The organism is Paraglaciecola sp. MB-3u-78 (assembly GCF_002835935.1).
GTDB lineage: Bacteria > Pseudomonadota > Gammaproteobacteria > Enterobacterales > Alteromonadaceae > Paraglaciecola.
Map to the genome: position 1 here is coordinate 14,684 of NZ_PJCF01000012.1, position 17,767 is coordinate 32,450.

Genomic DNA, 17,767 nt, shown 5'->3' on the forward strand with positions numbered 1-17,767 from the left:
CAGTGAGGTTATGTCAAATTAAAAGGCTTTTTTGGGGTGTACAAGCAGATAAACCTATCCTACTAGTCACAGAGTCATAAGCGCAGGGTGCGTTCTGGTGAGGCCCTAGACAATAAATTATTGGCAGCACATATAACGATGTAAACACAACTGATAGAATACTCTGCTGTGCATCGAAGTGTAACTTCACTGTTAACTGACAAAACCACAATAAACCTCTTAAAATATCTACATGTCACAAGGCTGAACTCATATGTTTGCAGGATTAGATTTCGGCACATCCAATTGCTCAATTGGCATAATAAATAATAATGAACCTGTTCTGGTGCCATTAGAAGACGGTGAAACAAGGCTCTCTTCTTGTCTCTTTTTAGAGCACGGTGTTATTAAACCTGAAGAGGTGTCACTGCAAGAATTATCGAAGCGCGTTCGAGCTGAAAAAAGCGCACAGACACAACGCATTAACAGTAGGGGTAAGTCCCAAAATCAACGGGTTTTAAATGATGATGAACTGGTCAATATTGTCCGTAAGCAATTACGCAAAGAAAATCGTGAAAATGCCAAAACTACTCAAAAAGCACAAAGTGTTATGCAAGCGCTGCAATCAAACTCAGAAGTGATTTTTGGTAAAGAAGCTGAATTAGCACATATCTCCGATCCTGAAAACGGCTTTTACATTAAATCCCCAAAATCGTTTTTGGGTGCCAATATTTCTGATGCCCAACAGCTGGTATTTACAACGGTTGTTGAAAAGATGTTGGCCTTCATTAAACAGGAAACTGAGTATGTAAAGGGTATTGAGTTGGATCAGGTGGTGATCGGCAGACCTGTTAATTTCCATGGTTTACAGGGGAATGATGGCAATGTTCAAGCCCTTCAAATAATTGATAAAGCCGCTAAAAAAGTGGGTTTTAAAGACATCGAATTTTTGATGGAGCCAGTAGCCGCAGCCTATGATTATGAAAGACAACTTAGAACCGACAGGGTGGTGCTCATTCTTGACTTGGGAGGGGGGACAACTGATTGTTCGATGATAAAACTTGGGCCCAGTCATATTAATTTACAAAGCAGAGAAAACTGTATTTTAAGTTATTCAGGGAAGCGGTTAGGGGGGATTGACCTTGATAACAAATTAGCCCTTATGAGTATCATGCCCCATTTTGGTAAAAATGCTGCGTTAACAAACGGACTTCCTATTCCAATCACTTTATTCAGCCAAGCGGTAAATATAAACGATGTAAGGGCGCAACAGGAATTCAGTTCCCATAGAACCGGCAACGAATTGGCAAAATTTTGTAAGATGACTAAAGATAAAAGACTCGAAAGATTAAAACAATTAAGAGACCGTAAACTTGGACTGAGATTAAACCAAAGCGCTGAAATGGCAAAAATACACCTTTCTGGGAACCAAAAAATAGATTTGCCACTTGATTACATTGAAGATGATTTTTTTGTACATATCAGCAGAGAAGAGTTGAGTGAAGCCATCAAAGATGAATTAAGGCAATTTGAATTATTAACATGCTTCTCCATTTAACTCAGGTTGATTTTAAAGGAGTATGAATAATTGCCAAGTTTAACAATCGATTAGGTATTTGTTTTTCCACAAAACGGCGATTATACCGATAACAAAACTCATTCAAGTATTCTTGTAAGTAATTACCCGTAACGCCATGAAACGTGCCCAACAAAAACGTTTTCAAATTACCTATCGCGATATGAACCCAAGGCAACCATTCGTCTACCTTTTCACTTGGCGTGACTCTTGGCTCATGTTGCTGTGTTTTATCTATAATATTTAACGCAGGATAAGCATCCGTTCTGACATGCTGATTAGCTAAAAGGTGATGTGATACAAATTCTTTTACTGTTTTAAAATTCACATTTTTAACCGCTTTCATTGCGATAAACCCTGCCAGTATATTCCAATTAACAAATGAGTCTTAAGTAAGTAAATTTTTAGGCTCGTTTATTCTGTTCAAAGATCTGGTTAAATAATTCATTACGTTCTTTTTGAAGTAATTCAGCACAAGCATTATCTGTCATTTCCATAGCTTGCTCATCTAGTATTTCAAAATGAAAGTCTGCTTTCAAATATGTTTTGGCATTGGGTAAAGATTTTAGTTTTTCATAGGGCGTCATCATACTTTTGTAAGGGTAAGTTTTACGTTGTTTCCCTTTATCATCAGTGGTGACTTCAGGAAAGAAACAAGGTCTATGATAATTGATATACGGGTAAAGATATTTTAAATTAAACGTATTGATTAACGGTGCCCATTTCTGTGGAATATGTGTGTAACCAAACTGTTTTCTTACAATTGATGCATTTTTACTTTCTGCTAAGGCATTATCGTTTGAGTGTCTTGAGCGTGATTTAGTGAGCTCTATTTCAAGTTTGGTGAGTAATTTACACACGTGTTTGTTGATGTATTCAGAGCCATTATCTGAATGAAACCCTTTGATAATAAAAGGAAATGCGGCCATCATTTGCGTTAGTACTGGAATGAGGTAACGCTCACTAATACGTTCAACTGAGCAAACAACCTCAAACTGTGTCACCTCATCAACTGCATTAATATGATACACGCCTTTTTGTTTATCTAGGTCTCCTTGGTGCACGGTATCAATACGAATATAGCCAGGCTCGCCGTTGGGTTGAGGTTTACGCCGTTCGCCAATAGGCACTTGTCTTGATTGTGTTTTTGTGAAGTGTCTGCGTTGTTTTTGGTAGCCTTGAGAGTGCCTCAAGTTATATAAATGTGAAACAGAGATAGTGGCAAGCATTTGGTATTCTGATTGCTCAAACGTATTGTAGGCACGCTCCAACAGCTTTTTAGTGGCATGACCACAGATATCATCATGCCTTGCGTCCATTTCAGCCAGTAGCTTAATATCCTTTGTACTGTAAATGGTTGAAAAGCCGTTAGTTCGGCAAGGTTGCCAGTTAATTCTGCCGACGTCCTTGTATTGTTTTATCAATCGAGTGAGTTGCTGCCGCGAGTAGCCTGTCACCTTTTTAAGGTATTGATTGACGATCCCTTTGTCGGTTTTTTTTAACGTGATATAGCGAAATTTTATCAATGTTTTTTGAATGAATTGATATCGCTGATTTTTATCACCTAAAACGGTAAAGGCGACGGCTTGGTTACCTTGAATAAAGCGTTCAAGCTCTTCAATAGTGGTGAGGTTTTCTATATTCATGATCGCTTGCATCTTATGATCATGAACAGAATTTAAGTCTTTAGACGCATTTCATTTTGGAAACACGCAATTAGTTAAGACTCATTTCATATTGGACAAGGCTCTGCCTTTTTATGCTTGTTTTCACATGCTATGATAATGGGGGTTTTCCCTTCTGCTCCACGACCACGCTTGCCTTTGTGCTTACCGCCAACAAAGGCATCATCTAACTCTATTGTGCCCGACAATCGGTAGAGGCTATCCCTGTGTCCCATAGCCGCTCTCACTTTCGTTAACATAAGCCGAGCAGTCTTCCAATTCACTTCAATAAGCTTGCTTAGCCTTAACGCTGAAATACTGCCTTTGTCTGAGCCTATAAAATACAGTGCCCAAAACCATTTGAGTAACGGTAGATGACTACCATGAAATAAAGTACCTGACATCACCGATGTTTGCTTATGACAATGGCTGCATTCGGTTAATTCTCGGCAGTGAAGGTCAATCCCATTGTCGTGACCACATTGAGGACACATAAACCCATTAGGCCACTTCATTTCCTTCAGATACTGGAGACAATCTTTATTCGTTCTGAATTGCTGTTGCCACGTTAAAAAACTGGCTTCTGGCGTGTTCATGTTCGAACTCCCTTAAACTGTTTATTTTCATATACAGTTTAGTTCATGCCTGAGCAAAGTGGAGAAGCATGATTATTAATTAATGAATCTTTACGTCAAGCGGGAACCCAGCCAGATACGATTTTTGTCACCGGGGGCACTGCGATATCACCAGTCATTCAAGCATGGATAAATTCAATTTTTCCAAATGTTGAAGTGATTATCGGTAATCATTTTGGTAGTGTTACATCAGGTTTAGTGACTCATGCACAACGCTTATTTAGAACTTAAATAATTCGATGTTCACCATCTGAATGTAGATATATAGAAAAATTCACTAAAAAATCATCCACTATAAATGTGGTCAATAAACTTTAAATATTTGATTGAAAGACAATGGCAGTCTTAATCAGTGCTTTCGTAAGTGATGACCTAAATAAATAGCGAGCAGTAAAACTTTTAGCTGGGCTTGATAAAGCCCTTAGAAAACATAATATTGCTGCTGAGGGGTATCTATATTTGTAACAAAATTACAAAAGCGGTATTCTTCACGCTAAATTTAAATCAAGGAAGTTGATGTTGACAGTACCGCCTTAGGTAACCCCATCATTAGATACATCATTTAACGTATGACTCGCACGATTTACTACACTTTTTAAATAAAATTATACATCTTTCTGTCTTGAACAGAATCCTAAAATTAGGTTATTTACATGATTGAACACATGAAAAGAGACTGGCTCTCTAATATTCGTGGTGATGTGCTTGCCGGTATAGTTGTGGCATTAGCCCTGATACCTGAAGCCATTGCCTTTTCCATTATTGCGGGTGTTGATCCTAAAGTGGGTCTGTACTCTTCATTTTGTATAGCGGTCATTATTGCCTTTGTCGGTGGCAGGCCGGGAATGATTTCTGCCGCAACCGGTGCCATGGCCTTACTCATGGTGACATTGGTCAAAGATCATGGTCTGGAATATTTGCTAGCAGCCACCTTACTGACTGGTGTGCTGCAAATTTGCGCGGGGTATCTTAAGCTGGGTAGTCTGATGCGGTTTGTTTCGCGCTCTGTGGTAACTGGGTTTGTTAATGCTCTGGCTATTTTAATTTTTATGGCGCAATTACCTGAACTAACCGATGTTACTTGGCATGTTTACGCGATGACTGCTGCAGGTCTTGGTATTATTTACCTTTTCCCTTATATTCCTGCGATTGGAAAAATGCTCCCCTCACCGTTGCTGTGTATTGTAGCCTTAACTATTGTCGCAATCTCTTTAGATCTAAACATTAGAACCGTAGGTGATATGGGAGAACTGCCCGATACCTTGCCGATCTTTTTATGGCCAGATGTACCACTGAATATGGAAACGCTGTTGATTATTTTACCTTATTCCGCAGGTCTTGCGGTGGTCGGCTTACTTGAATCTATGATGACAGCAACCATAGTTGATGAACTGACAGATACTTCCAGTGACGGTAATAAAGAATGTAAAGGTCAAGGAATTGCCAATATTGGTGCCGGATTGTTTGGTGGTATGGCAGGCTGTGCCATGATTGGGCAGTCAATTATCAACGTGAAGTCTGGCGGTAGAGGCAGGCTGTCTACCTTTATGGCTGGCCTAGTGCTGATCATTATGGTTGTATTTCTCGATGACTGGGTAAGTCAAATACCGATGGCAGCATTGGTCGCAGTGATGATAATGGTTTCAATCGGTACGTTCTCTTGGTCTTCTATCACAGATTTGCGCACGAACCCCTTGTCATCCAGTATTGTGATGGTAAGTACTGTTGTGGTGGTTGTGGCCACGCATAATTTAGCATTTGGTGTACTAATTGGGGTGTTATTAGCGACCTTGTTCTTCTCGAATAAAATTGGTCGCCTGATGATGGTGAAATCTGACTTTAATGAGCTTGAAAATATGCGCACCTACGAGGTGATCGGTCAGGTGTTTTTTGCTTCAGCTGAGCAATTTACCAAGGCCTTTGATTTTAAAGAAGCGCTAGAAACTGTTGTCATTGATCTCACCCATGCCCATTTTTGGGATATCACCGCTGTATCTTCACTAGATAAGGTTGTGATTAAATTCCGACGAGAAGGTGCGACTGTTAACATCGTTGGTATGAACGAGGCAACAGCAACTGTGGTCGATAAGTTTGGGGTGCACAATGATCCTCAAGAAGTTGAAAAACTGTTGGACGGACATTAAGGAGAGAATGATGACGAAAATAATTACCTGCATAGACGGTTCTGCCATGACTACAGCTGTAACAGAAGCAGCAGTTTGGGCATCAAAAAAGTTAAATAAACCGATTCTTTTTTTACATACCTTAGAGAAAGAACAGCAGCATGGTGCGGATGACTACACGGGGGCCATTGGCCTAGGAGCACGAACCGCCCTGCTAGATGAAATGACAAAACTAGATGAGCAACGTAGCAAAGTCGCACTGCAATTAGGCAAAGAATTACTCGGGTCTGTTTCTCGCCAAGCAGAAACAGCGGGGGTTGCGGAGGTTGAGTCATTACAAAGGCATGGTGACTTGGTCGATTCAATAGATGATATTGAAGGTCAAACCCGACTCATTGTTATTGGTCGCAGTGGCAAGGGACATGATGGTAATTTTAATGCGCTGGGTTCTCATATAGAGACATTATTACGCAAGGCTTCACATCCAGTCATGGTTATTCCGGACACATTCAAAACGCCTGTCTCGTTTATGATTGCCTATGATGGAAGAGAAACCGCCGAAAAAGCGCTGCAACGGGTTATCGACGGTGGATTATTGCATGGCCTTCACTGCCACCTTGTTTCTGTTAAAAATAACGAGTCGAATCAAAAAGATAAGTTTGCATTAGCCCAACAAAAACTGGAAGAAAAGGGATTTAATGTCAGTGTATCTTTCATGGAAGGCAACATTCATGAGTCGCTAATGGAATATAAAGAAACCCATGATATAGGACTTATTGTTATGGGCGCTTTTGGCCACTCCAAACTGCGACAATTCTTTTTAGGCAGTAACACCTTGAAAATGCTTGAGCGTTGCAAAATACCTATGGTTGTATTGCGGTAAATGTTATTGAAAGTATTCACGCTGACTTTAAATTAATCAGAGGCAGAACAACGTTGGGTCAATAATGTTGTTTTACCTCTGATGAGTTCACTATTCTTGAAGTGCCAGTGATGCCATTTTCATGGTGCTTTCAAATGATTCTGCACCCGCAATAAATAAACCATTATGACAAAACATCGCGTCATCAATACCCGTCACATCTTGCAGCGTTTTATCGGATAAGCCAGCCCATTCTTTAGGCAGTGGTTTTCTGTCTTCGAATGAACCAGGTTCAACGGGCACAGTTTGAATTCTCCATTGGCCAGTCTGCGAGGGGTAAATCATATATAAAGCCTTGTCAGTTAAGGCGTGAACCGTTCTTTTCCAGGGTATATATTTTTCTAATATAATCACTCTTGGATCTTGTGCATTCTCAATGGCAGTCGCCACAATTGTTTTTGCACTAATGCCGCCATTAGCCGCTGCAATAAATCGTGTTAAAACGCGGGATGCAAAATCAACCGCTTCATCAAAGCAGCTGTCAAAGTGACTATCTTCTTGCCAAGTTGGGTTGAACATTGAAATAGTTTGACTAAGGCTAATGCCTTCCGGCACACCTTTGACATGACCACAATCGATGGCGTCAATGGTGGAGACTAAACCTGCATCAAGTGCATTGGCTACGTCTTGATTACCATTGCATATTTCTACACCATACTTCTGCCAAATTAAACCCAATGAGGAGTAGGGAATACCATTGTCGCGCTCTCCAGCACCACCCCGTTGATGATGATCAAAGCGACCGTTTTCTGGGTCGTATTCACCCCCTACATCAATCACAATATCGGCCTTGGCGATAATCTCTAAATCACGGGTGCGAATGAGTGTAAAAGAAGAAAAAATGCTCTTAAGGGCAGCAACACTGAAAACATCATCAGCATGAAAATTACCGTTGTGAGTTACTATTGTTTTATCATTCATTATTTTGTGTCATTTTAGAAAGGAATGGAAAGGTGTCGTCAGATATACGTTAAAGATAGAAAATATTTAACAAGTAAAAATTACGACGCGGATTCTATACGAAAACAGTCAATAAAATTGGATTAAGTTTGTGTACCAATCAATATTGGTCGTATTGATATTTTTATGGATTAGATGAGCCCGACAACTCAACCCAATATAAGCTTGTATACGGCAGCATAATATTCGAGGTTATGGCATGTTTGACGATGATGTCATGAGCATTAATGCCAGTGGTAAAAATCGTTATTATTTAGTCACAACTTTGTTTCAGTGCCATTCATTACAAACCAGTTTCTCTGCAGGCTTTAAGGGTGACTTTTCTGAGTTATGTGGTGGTGGTCGCGACAAAATTTTGACCTCTGAAGAGTCTTGCCCGATAAAAAGTATTTTTGAATTTTCATCAAAAGAAGAGGCTGTTGCTACGTTTGAAAAGGTGGAAGTCATTCGTCAAAATTTAAGAGATGAAGCGAAACAACAAGGAGATTCAAAGTATGATGACACTGCTGAATAGCCGATTGTTTGGAAGTGAATGTCAGCACACATTTCACATATGTGAAATGTGTGCGCTGATTACTAATAGATAACCCAATAGCCCCTAATACAGCTTAATTTTTTATGTTGCTAATTATCTTTCTTCTAATCAAAAACATACAAACTAGCATTATAAAAAAGGCTATTGATGGCGCCGATACTTTAGACGTTAGAGTGGTTGGTGACTTAAGTACACTGATATTGTCTAAAAAATTGCCCACTGTCCCAGTGCTAGGAGTGATTGAAGTAAAACCTATAGTGGTAAACAGATCGATTGCTTCAAAACGGATATTAAATAGACTCCATGTTTTGACTTGATGATCATCAACAATCACAGACAAAAATGCTTTATTAAAAGAAGATAAGTCGAATAAAAATGATTCTCTGGTATTACTGCGTGCACTATATGCAAAGCTGACATCGTATAGAGCACCTATTTCGGTTTCAATCGTTTGAAAAATAGCAAAAGGATCACCATTAGACGAATGTGAATTGAGCTCAGCATGTTGCTCGCCTTCATATGCATCAAAATTTCCAAATCTATCCCAAATTTCAATATTGCTGCCATCCCAACCATTTATATTAGACGACTTGAACCATTTCCAACTATTTTTATTAACATGAGTTTCTTCAAATCCACCATTATTAATAAGATTTGCTGAAGCGCTGGTAACCACCCCGATTAAACTTATTATGAACAAAAGTTTTCTACCAATATTCAACATAATTATTCCTTTTAACGTTAGCCGACTACTATATAAAATTCGCTTGGTTAATAGGTTATGTATAAATATGCGGGTGTTCTTTTTTTCATACTATTATTTTTATAGTGACGTACACAATGAACAAGCCATTGTAAATATTCTCAAAAGACTCTAAATAATTGAACTACAACGGGTGGCATCAGAATCAAGATCATCGGCGTTGCCGATACTAGGTCAGTTTATATCCTGGTTGTATTTTGGCGTTTTGTTTTGCGTCGTATTGCTATGGATATCTCGATTAGCGTCTTTTAATTCATAAGGCTTAAGTAGTTAAAATTATGCTCAATACAAGATCTACTTTTTATTTGTGATATTGTTGTTGTGTGATTTTTAATCAAGGATAAGCCCAGTGAAATTTTTATATGCATCTTTTTTACTTCTCAGTTTAAGCCACTTTTCTTTTGCCTCCCAACCCAATATAAGAGATGCCATCAAGGAAGATTATGAAAATCATCTGAAGTCTCTCTTTGTGTATTTTCACCAAAATCCTGAGTTATCAATGGGTGAAGTAAAAACCGCTAAACGCATCGCGCAAGAACTCAAAGGGGTAGGTTTTGACGTGTTTGAAGGTATCGGTCAAACGGGAATAGTGGCAATTTTAAAAAATGGTAATGGACCGACCGTCATGATGAGAGCTGATATGGACGGCCTTCCAATTAAAGAGGACAGTGGCTTAGCATACGCCTCTACTGTTGAACAAGTTGACCCTATCACTGATGAATTAAGACCGGTTATGCACGCTTGTGGACATGATGTTCATATTACAGGGCTGGTGGGCACTGCACGTTATATGCAAAAAAATTAGATAGTGGTTATTTAATAAACAAGCAAGTGTTAAAAATCTACGGGAGCATAGTTAGAACTTGTTGGTGATTTGTCATATTAAATGTCTATTGAAAAGTTATTTCCGTTTGTTTTTAGGGACGTAATTCAAAATAGAATCGGGCACTGTTTTTTTGACCTCAAAACCTTCAAACGCTTTTCTGGTAATGATATGGCCAAGATGGCTTTCGATGGCACACAGGTTTCTAAAGTTATCTTTAGCCACAAATGAAATGGCTTCTCCTGTTGCACCGGCTCGGCCTGTTCTGCCGATTCGGTGAATATAGTCTTCAACTTGATCCGGTACATCATAGTTAACCACTCGTGATAAATTTTGAATATCAAGACCACGGGCCGCAACTCCTGTAGCCACTAAAAATTTAATTTCACCAGACTTAAAGTCTGCCAAAATTCTTTCGCGCACTGCTTGAGTTCGGTCACCGTGAATACTGTCTACTGGGATACCACGTTTTTCTAATTGGCTGACTAACTTAGCGGCACCTTGTTTTGTTTCAATAAAAATAAGCGCTTGATCCCACACTTGTTCTTTAATGAGATGACTTAACAAGGATGATTTATTGCCTTTATCCACTGTGACTAACCATTGTTCAATCTTAGGTGCGGATGCTTTGTTTTCCTTAATTGATATTTCAACTGGGTTGTAGATAGAACGTTTCGCTAGGGAACGTACTTCATTAGAAATAGTCGCAGAAAACAACAAGTTTTGACGTTGTTCAGGTAAACGTTCAATAATTTTATTAATATCGCCAATAAAACCCATATCCAGCATTCTATCGGCTTCATCTAATACTAAAACCTCAAGTTCATCAAAATGTAATGCACGTTGATGTGCCAGATCTAAAAGACGACCTGGTGTAGCAACCAATATATCAACGCCCCAAATTAAACGTTGGGTTTGTTCAGATGAATCAACGCCGCCATACATCGCCATGGATATTAATTCTAAATGTTGACCGTATGCTGCAATACTCTTTTCAACTTGCACCGCCAATTCTCTGGTGGGCACCAGAATAAGCGCACGCACACGTTTACCCCGTAGCTTACGACCAGTATTAAGTAATTGCAGAATTGGCAATACAAAACTGGCGGTTTTACCTGTACCAGTTTGGGCAGCCGCGATCAGATTTTTACCCGATAAAATAACCGGGATGGCTTTTTCTTGAATGGGCGTGGGTTGGGTATAACCTAAATCACTGACTGCTTTTAGAATAGGTGCTGATAACTGCAAAGATGAAAATGACATGGGTTGCCTTATAGATTAGGTTCTAAAGTTTCTTGGCTAGGAAAATTGTATGCTGACTACCTTTCCCGGGACGCGCTTGTACATTGCGTGTATCTACTCTAAAGCCTATCTTTTTTAAGCGAACAGTAAACAAGTAGTCCGGGCCTGCAGACCATATGGCCAGCATGCCATTGGGTTGCAGTGTGTCATATATGTCTTTTAGCCCGTCTTCAGAATAAATCCAATTATTATCTGTATGAGTCAACCCCTTGGGGCCGTTATCAACATCCAATAAAATCGCATCGAATGTGGCTTGTCTTGAGGTTAATAATTCTTTGACATCGCCAATGTGTACTTGAGTTCGCGAGTCTTGCAAAGGGTTGCCAGCACAGTTGCCTAGAGGGCCTGTGTTCCATTGGACTACTTCAGGTACTAATTCCGCAACCGTCACCTGCGAGTCAGCATTCACTGCTTTTAGGGCTGCTGCCAAGGTATAACCCATGCCTAAACCACCCACTAAAATGTGCGCATCTAAGTGTGGTTTAATATGAGCACAACCTAACTGGGATAGTGCTTTTTCTGAATTATAGACACGGCTATTCATTAGCTCGCCACGTTTGCCTGACAATTTTATAGAGAATTCATCGCCGCGCTGTGACAGTTTTAATTCACCGCCATCGTTGGGGATTTGTGCGGTATTGAGATGGGTCCATGGGATCATAAAGTGAGCTTAATAATATGGGTCTTTTGGAATTAAATAGACGGGTACCTTACCACATTACTTGTCTCAAACAGTATGTCCTAGGGTATTTATTATGATCAAAAAACCTTAAATGCTAACATTATTTTTATTTTAAAATTCTAATACACGTTGCTGTATACACTTACATTCGTCGCTTTTAAAATAAAAATATGACTCGGAGTAGAATGAGTTTGCCTTAGTCCCACGTTCAACCTCGAAGGTGATGAATTCTTGAGGTTGAAGGGCTGCTGATAGAACATCTGAGAGCCGCTTCATGGCCTGAAATAGTCATAGGTAAACAACTGCAATCATTAACTTAATACGGGGAAAGTGAATGGTGCAAAAATTGATTTAGTTCTAACCACAAATAATTTAGGCCTTACTGGAATGTCGAACCAAAAACTGAATAAATGCAGCAAAGGTTCTGGGGAATACACGAGCCTGCCAATAAGAAAGCTTGGCCATTAAACCCGGCACAATAATGAATTGGTTTTTGGCAACACCTTTAAGGGTGGCTTTGGTCACTACTTTAGGCTGTAAAGTGCCCCCTAAATCTTTGATGAACCTTGTTTGCGGCAATATGTGTTCAGACTCTTTGGTGACCATTGGCGTGTCAACCTCTGGTGGACAAACCACACTGACACCGATGTTGTACTCTGCCAATTCTTGGCGCATACAACCGGCCATGCCGATGACGGCAAATTTTGAAGCACTGTAAGCACTGTATCCATAAGTGGAAATGATGCCGCCCAATGAGCTGATAAAACAAATTTGACCTGATTTTTGACTAATCATATCTGGTAAAAAAGCGCGAGCCACAGCGCGGCTACCCATCACGTTTGTTTGAATAATAGCATCGAAATCATCATCGCTTTGTTCGATAAAACGTTCACTGGCAACAATACCCGCACTTAATACCAGTAAGTCTGGAACACCCACTTGGTTTTTAATGGCGGTGATCACATTAGCCAGTTGTACTTTGTCGGTAACATCCACAGAAAACGACAAGATCTGTTGTTTGTCAGATTTCACCAAGGCTTTGCATTCACTTACAGCGGCATTTAAACGCGCCTGATTTCTGGCCAATAAAATAATATTAGCTCCTTGTTTTGTATAAGCACAAGCAATGTCCAGACCTATGCCGCTTGAACCACCTGTAACGACTACAGTTTTCATATATCCCATCCTGTTACTGTTAAGCTATGATGCCAGATTGACTATTATATACCCATACCACCTCAAAATGACGGATTCAGCGGGAGTTTAGAGCGGTTCCTGAATGTATTATTCTCAGGAACCTGTAAATTGAACGCCATTAAAAGTCAAACAGCTCAAACAGCTAAAATTGTCGCATATGTTCGGAGTTCACATTATCGAAGGTATCTTTAAGCTTAAGACGCCGTTTCAAACATTCTGTTTTGCCCCCGTATTAGATTCAGTGAAGGAACATTCAACGCAGCCGAAGGATACAAATTAGTCTGTGGTATGGCTCTTCGCTATCCAAAAGAAGATGAACAAGTAACTCTATACTGGCCTGAGAAGCTAAGTTTTGATAAATTGATTATGTCCAAAAAGTAGTTCTTAACGAGGTAACTAATACAACCTAAAGGACATCATTTACTGAATGATTACTTTGCCTGAATCACTCATTGAAGTGTAATTAATAAAATCACTGAATAATTCTTGAGTTTCTAATTGGTAAGGAGTAAGACCGATGAGCTTTAGCCGTTCACTCTGTAAATCTTTTTTAGCTCTACCATAAGTTATGATATGAAAGTTGAAGTGCAAGTTTTTACTTGCTGCTAAGGTATTAAGCATGTCAACCACTAAACCGCTACCATCTTCATTTATTAATGGTGGAAACGGTTCAAAACCAACATCTATTTCTTTTGAGTAACTCAGCTGACTATATGTAATGCAGATGATAGCCAAAGAACGTATGCGTAACCATTTATCCACAATCCTTCCATAGTAATTTAGACTGTTCAACAGTATTCCCTGATTCTTTAGCATACAAGTATTTGTTATTTTACTTTATTTGAAAAACCAAAAAATGGAATAAAAGGACCTGATTAGCTTTAAACGCGTTAAATTATCTAGAGCATATCATGACCCACAATATCTCTGTGATTTATCCGTCAACCATAACCGCCTGTGGATGATAAATTCAATAATGAGTGCGCTATGCACATCCATCAGTCCTCACCCGATTTATCTGTAATATCTGTCTATATTTCACAAAACAATCAGCAGACCTGCAAACACACCTTATAACGGGTAGGCCAACTTAGATGATATTGAGCGTTTAAAAGGAACAATTGCATTGTGTGCACTACACTTTGTGCAATTGCCTTGCGGCTACAACCCAAATAAATTAATGCGTTTGGCCAGAGCTGCATTTATCTTAAAAAGGAAAGCACATGCTAAGACGTCAATTTTTAAATGCATTAGGACTAACTGTAGGTACTGGATTACTAACACGCTCTGCATTATTAGGAGCGGCAACAGAACTTGATATCACCAATAACCCCATTCAACCAGGCGACTGGAATACGTTGCGGGATATGTTTCCATTAACGCGTAAATACATTCAGTTATCAACATTCCTGCTGGCATCACATCCTAAACCTGTGTCAGACGCCATCGAAAAACATCGTCGAGCATTGGATGAAAATCCTTCCGATTATTGGCATCATCATTTTCAAACTATTGATGCAGAAATCAGTAAATCTGCGGCCGAATATATGGGGGGTAAGGCTGAAAATATAGCCCTGACTGATAGTACTACCATGGGATTAGGCTTGGTTTATAGTGGGCTTAAGCTTCAGGATGGGGATGAAGTATTGCAAACGGTTCATGATCACTACTCTACTGATATGTCTCTGGCTCATAGGGCAAATCGCAGCGGTGCCAAAGTAAGGCGTATTGCACTTTATGAAAACCCTGCTCAAGTCAGTGTGGCCGATGTCCAAAAACGGCTACGTATGGCAATTACCAGTGATACTCGAGTCGTGGCAGCCACGTGGGTACATTCCTCCACTGGCGTAAAATTACCTATAAGAGCCATGGCTGACACTATTACTCAGCTCAATAAACAACGAAAAGCCAATCAGCAGATATTGTTTTGCGTGGATGGCGTTCATGGCTTTGGCATTGAAAACCAGGATGTGAGTCAATTGGGCTGTGACTTTTTTGTCGCGGGAACACATAAGTGGATCTTTGGCCCAAGGGGCACGGGTGTCGTTTGGGGTAATGACCGTGCTTGGGCGCAAAGTGAACCTGTGATCCCCAGTTTTAGTGCATCTTACGAGGTGTGGTTGGGCGGTATGACTCAGGATCAAGTGCCTTTAGGTGAACACATGACTCCAGGAGGATTTCACTAATTTGAACATCGTTGGGCATTGCCTGAAGCGTTTAAGCTGCACTTGCAATTAGGTAAATCGAATGTACAACAGCGAATTCATGAATTGAATGAGCAGGCCAAACAAGGTCTAGCAAAAATGCCTCATGTCACGCTTTATACCCCAACAGGAAACGCGCTTTCATCAGGGCTGACTTGTTTTGATGTGAAAGGAATGAAGGCCGCTTCTGTAGTGGAAAATATGCACAAAAAAGGCATTATTATGAGCAGTACACCTTATCGGGTCAGCTATGCTAGGTTTGCGCCATCATTGCTTAATAATGAACAGGAGATTGAATTGGCGTTGGCAGAAATACACGCCATGGCTTAACAATAGCTGTAACTTAAACCTAGAGTATGGCTGGAGGTTTTCTGATTTTATTCCCCTAGTCAGCAGTCTTAGATTAACCTTACTTATCTCTAGACCAAGAACTATAAGGCTGTGGACCTAAACAAATTAATTTTCCTGAGATGGTAAAATTTGGAACAACATTAACTTAAAGAAGCTAACGCTATGAACGGAGATTGGGGAAGGCTTTTCAATAAATTCAATATTGACGATCTTGAACTCTATTCATTTAATCCCAAAAGCAAGACCCTCAGTTTGGCTGCGGCCTTTACTGAAAAACAGTCGATACTCCTAGACTTGTTCATCAACCCTGAAATTTTTTTGGGTGAGGGTGTTATTGGTAAAGCAGCGAAATCGTTACAAGCTCAGAGTATCGAAGATCTGCGATTGCATGGTGAATGTGAGCAAAGTAAATCTGACTATTTATCAGCACTGATAGTGCCCATTGTAACTGATGGTAAATTGATTGGGGTCATCTATTGTGCAAGCAAAACAGCAAGGGCGTAACAGAGCTGTTTTACATCAAGGTGCAGAACAGTCCAACATGGTTACAACAAAAATCATCGAACAGGATGTGCTAAAAGCATTAATAGACAAGCAGTTCTTTTTAATTTTCTAGCCTATTGTTGATCTAAAAACGGGAGTATTGTTCAATTGGATGTATACAACATCAATCGAGCAATAGAACATCTTAAAAATGGGAAAATCTACTTCCTTCCAATTTTCGCTTATCTGTGAATATCTCTGCTCAAGGTTTTGCTTCTAGCGCATTGTTAGAAGCTATTTACTTTCAGTTCGAAAAAAATCCAGAATTGTGCCAATACTTAACCCTTGAAACGACTGAAAAAAGTATTATAAAGGACGTGGAGTTAACTCGGGCGCAAATGAAAATGTTCTCCAAAATGGGTATTCATTTAGCACTTGATGATTATGGCGCGGGTTACTCATCATTGAGTTATTTGGGGCAATTCAAATTTAACTATATTAAAATAAACGCAGTTTTGTTAGTGGTCACGATATAAGTTCAGAGCAAAGCATCATATTAAAGACGATCAATAGTTTGGCTATATCATTAGCAATCAAAACCGTAGCAGAAGGAATTGAAACACAACAACAACTAGAGCTAATGCAAGACATACAATGCTCAATGGGGCAGGGCTTTTATATCAGTCAATCATTGTCTGAAGACAAATTGCTTGAACTAATGAAAAACAAAATTAAGCTAATTGTTACCTAAATTATGACTCTGCGACTCGGTATCGATATTTGGCTGATTACAAGTAAGTGAACTAGGAAATGTCAGGTTACTGGAATGTTTACGCACTGAAGCATTGAGTTCTCCGCTTTCAGAGAACACTTTAATTTGTTGGTTAATTAACGTTTTTATTGGCCGTATTCCCATTCTCATTGCAAACAACATGTCGACAGTGTCGTTAGGAACTGGTGACTGATATATAGTGTTTTGACAATATGCCTGATCTGCAAAAATTGCTGCGGCATTCTGATCGTTCATTATGGCATAATCACAGCGGCCTTTTTGTAACATCCTTGCCATAGTAATCTGACTGCTAGAATCAATCCTCACCAGTTGATTATTTTCAAAGTAGGAGTGTAATCCAGGATAAATAAATCCCTCGCGAGCACATACCCGCATTTTTTTAATGGTTTGAAACGTAAAATTAGGCTCATAAGGGGACAAACTGTAAAGATAGCTTCGATGTGTCGAAATCTTTTCGCTGAAAATTAACTGTTCTGGGGTATCTAACCAAGACCAGCTAGTCAGCATCATATCGGCTTTACCATCGATAATAAATTTCTCACTTCTGCCACGATTTGAGTCTACAAACTTAGCAATAAGTACTTCATTTTTTTCTAATTGAGAAAAAAAGTCCACTACCACCCCTTGGTAAGATTGAGAGTCCAGATCATAATATAGGTAAGGTGGCGAGCCTGGGGCATTGACAACAATTGTCAGCGTAACGATTTCTGCTTTCTGTGAACTTAATGCTGAAATGCAAAACAAGGCAAGTAACAGAAATATTTTAATTTTCAAT

General features: G+C 39.6%; 14 protein-coding genes and 4 pseudogenes. 8 read left to right on the top strand and 10 right to left on the bottom strand.

The annotated features are described in order from the left end of the window. The first annotated feature begins 253 nt into the window (after window positions 1–253). Window positions 254–1,537 carry a molecular chaperone gene (gene yegD / locus CXF95_RS22835; RefSeq protein ID WP_157828223.1) on the top strand — a complete coding sequence of 428 codons (1,284 nt, stop codon included), beginning with the start codon at window positions 254–256 and terminating at the stop codon, window positions 1,535–1,537. A gap of 1 nt (window position 1,538) precedes the next feature. Here the strand turns inward: yegD and CXF95_RS22840 are convergent. The 3 genes and pseudogenes from CXF95_RS22840 to CXF95_RS22850 form a co-directional block, all read right to left on the bottom strand. After that, a pseudogene (locus CXF95_RS22840) lies at window positions 1,539–1,916 on the bottom strand (IS1595 family transposase); the annotation flags it as partial. 43 nt (window positions 1,917–1,959) lie between these two features. Further along, window positions 1,960–3,213 carry a DDE-type integrase/transposase/recombinase gene (locus CXF95_RS22845; protein ID WP_101196919.1) on the bottom strand — a complete coding sequence of 418 codons (1,254 nt, stop codon included), beginning with the start codon at window positions 3,211–3,213 and terminating at the stop codon, window positions 1,960–1,962. 92 nt (window positions 3,214–3,305) lie between these two features. Beyond that, window positions 3,306–3,815, bottom strand: a pseudogene (locus tag CXF95_RS22850) (IS1595 family transposase); the annotation flags it as partial. 692 nt (window positions 3,816–4,507) lie between these two features. Here CXF95_RS22850 and CXF95_RS22860 point away from each other — a divergent pair. Together CXF95_RS22860 and CXF95_RS22865 are read left to right on the top strand one after the other, a co-directional pair. After that, window positions 4,508–5,998: a SulP family inorganic anion transporter gene (locus tag CXF95_RS22860; protein ID WP_101200849.1), complete on the top strand. Its 1,491-nt coding sequence runs from the start codon at window positions 4,508–4,510 to the stop codon at window positions 5,996–5,998. Window positions 5,999–6,008: 10 nt separating this feature from the next. Next, the gene (locus CXF95_RS22865; RefSeq protein ID WP_101200850.1) at window positions 6,009–6,860 is read left to right on the top strand and encodes a universal stress protein; all 852 of its coding nucleotides are present in this window, start codon (window positions 6,009–6,011) and stop codon (window positions 6,858–6,860) included. Window positions 6,861–6,950: 90 nt separating this feature from the next. Here the strand turns inward: CXF95_RS22865 and CXF95_RS22870 are convergent, their stop codons facing one another. Next, window positions 6,951–7,820 (bottom strand): MYG1 family protein, encoded by an 870-nt coding sequence (locus tag CXF95_RS22870; RefSeq protein ID WP_101200851.1) that lies wholly within the window; start codon window positions 7,818–7,820, stop codon window positions 6,951–6,953. Window positions 7,821–8,043: 223 nt separating this feature from the next. On the opposite strand from CXF95_RS22870, the gene CXF95_RS22875 reads away from it, so the two are divergent. Beyond that, window positions 8,044–8,373 carry a DUF6491 family protein gene (locus tag CXF95_RS22875; RefSeq protein WP_255418955.1) on the top strand — a complete coding sequence of 110 codons (330 nt, stop codon included), beginning with the start codon at window positions 8,044–8,046 and terminating at the stop codon, window positions 8,371–8,373. Between the two features lie 94 nt (window positions 8,374–8,467). Here CXF95_RS22875 and CXF95_RS22880 read toward each other — a convergent pair whose 3' ends face one another. After that, complete coding sequence (locus CXF95_RS22880; protein ID WP_101200852.1) at window positions 8,468–9,118, bottom strand: hypothetical protein; 651 nt, start codon at window positions 9,116–9,118, stop codon at window positions 8,468–8,470. A gap of 388 nt (window positions 9,119–9,506) precedes the next feature. Between CXF95_RS22880 and CXF95_RS22885 the strand changes: the two genes are divergently transcribed. Next, window positions 9,507–9,962 (top strand): M20/M25/M40 family metallo-hydrolase, encoded by a 456-nt coding sequence (locus CXF95_RS22885; protein WP_101200853.1) that lies wholly within the window; start codon window positions 9,507–9,509, stop codon window positions 9,960–9,962. Window positions 9,963–10,058: 96 nt separating this feature from the next. Here the strand turns inward: CXF95_RS22885 and CXF95_RS22890 are convergent, their stop codons facing one another. The 4 genes from CXF95_RS22890 to CXF95_RS22905 form a co-directional block, all read right to left on the bottom strand. Then, on the bottom strand, window positions 10,059–11,243 hold the full coding sequence (locus CXF95_RS22890) for a DEAD/DEAH box helicase (RefSeq protein WP_101200854.1): 1,185 nt from the start codon (window positions 11,241–11,243) through the stop codon (window positions 10,059–10,061). A 22-nt stretch (window positions 11,244–11,265) separates the two neighbouring features. Next, window positions 11,266–11,943 carry a spermidine synthase gene (locus CXF95_RS22895; protein ID WP_101200855.1) on the bottom strand — a complete coding sequence of 226 codons (678 nt, stop codon included), beginning with the start codon at window positions 11,941–11,943 and terminating at the stop codon, window positions 11,266–11,268. 393 nt (window positions 11,944–12,336) lie between these two features. Further along, window positions 12,337–13,140, bottom strand: a complete 804-nt coding sequence (locus CXF95_RS22900; protein WP_101200856.1) for an SDR family oxidoreductase — start codon at window positions 13,138–13,140, stop codon at window positions 12,337–12,339. Between the two features lie 441 nt (window positions 13,141–13,581). Continuing rightward, the gene (locus tag CXF95_RS22905) at window positions 13,582–13,923 is read right to left on the bottom strand and encodes a hypothetical protein (RefSeq protein ID WP_101200857.1); all 342 of its coding nucleotides are present in this window, start codon (window positions 13,921–13,923) and stop codon (window positions 13,582–13,584) included. Window positions 13,924–14,528: 605 nt separating this feature from the next. On the opposite strand from CXF95_RS22905, the pseudogene CXF95_RS22910 reads away from it, so the two are divergent. From CXF95_RS22910 to CXF95_RS30885, 3 genes and pseudogenes are all read left to right on the top strand, one after another. Continuing rightward, a pseudogene (locus CXF95_RS22910) lies at window positions 14,529–15,695 on the top strand (aminotransferase class V-fold PLP-dependent enzyme). Window positions 15,696–15,878: 183 nt separating this feature from the next. Beyond that, the gene (locus CXF95_RS22915) at window positions 15,879–16,220 is read left to right on the top strand and encodes a GAF domain-containing protein (protein ID WP_101200858.1); all 342 of its coding nucleotides are present in this window, start codon (window positions 15,879–15,881) and stop codon (window positions 16,218–16,220) included. Between the two features lie 227 nt (window positions 16,221–16,447). Continuing rightward, window positions 16,448–16,950, top strand: a pseudogene (locus CXF95_RS30885) (EAL domain-containing protein). Here the strand turns inward: CXF95_RS30885 and CXF95_RS22930 are convergent. Then, window positions 16,936–17,766 carry an ABC transporter substrate-binding protein gene (locus CXF95_RS22930; RefSeq protein WP_157828224.1) on the bottom strand — a complete coding sequence of 277 codons (831 nt, stop codon included), beginning with the start codon at window positions 17,764–17,766 and terminating at the stop codon, window positions 16,936–16,938. The pseudogene CXF95_RS30885 and the gene CXF95_RS22930 overlap by 15 nt on opposite strands. Window position 17,767 lies beyond the last annotated feature (1 nt).

Bases quoted from the DNA above. Each gene is read 5' to 3' on its own strand.
- yegD (WP_157828223.1), top strand. From the start codon at position 254: ATGTTTGCAGGATTAGATTTCGGCACATCCAATTGCTCAATTGGCATA.
- CXF95_RS22890 (WP_101200854.1), bottom strand. From the start codon at position 11,243: ATGTCATTTTCATCTTTGCAGTTATCAGCACCTATTCTAAAAGCAGTC.
- CXF95_RS22865 (WP_101200850.1), top strand. From the start codon at position 6,009: ATGACGAAAATAATTACCTGCATAGACGGTTCTGCCATGACTACAGCT.
- CXF95_RS22915 (WP_101200858.1), top strand. From the start codon at position 15,879: ATGAACGGAGATTGGGGAAGGCTTTTCAATAAATTCAATATTGACGAT.
- CXF95_RS22870 (WP_101200851.1), bottom strand. From the start codon at position 7,820: ATGAATGATAAAACAATAGTAACTCACAACGGTAATTTTCATGCTGAT.
- CXF95_RS22880 (WP_101200852.1), bottom strand. From the start codon at position 9,118: ATGTTGAATATTGGTAGAAAACTTTTGTTCATAATAAGTTTAATCGGG.
- CXF95_RS22860 (WP_101200849.1), top strand. From the start codon at position 4,508: ATGATTGAACACATGAAAAGAGACTGGCTCTCTAATATTCGTGGTGAT.
- CXF95_RS22845 (WP_101196919.1), bottom strand. From the start codon at position 3,213: ATGCAAGCGATCATGAATATAGAAAACCTCACCACTATTGAAGAGCTT.
- CXF95_RS22895 (WP_101200855.1), bottom strand. From the start codon at position 11,943: ATGATCCCATGGACCCATCTCAATACCGCACAAATCCCCAACGATGGC.
- CXF95_RS22900 (WP_101200856.1), bottom strand. From the start codon at position 13,140: ATGAAAACTGTAGTCGTTACAGGTGGTTCAAGCGGCATAGGTCTGGAC.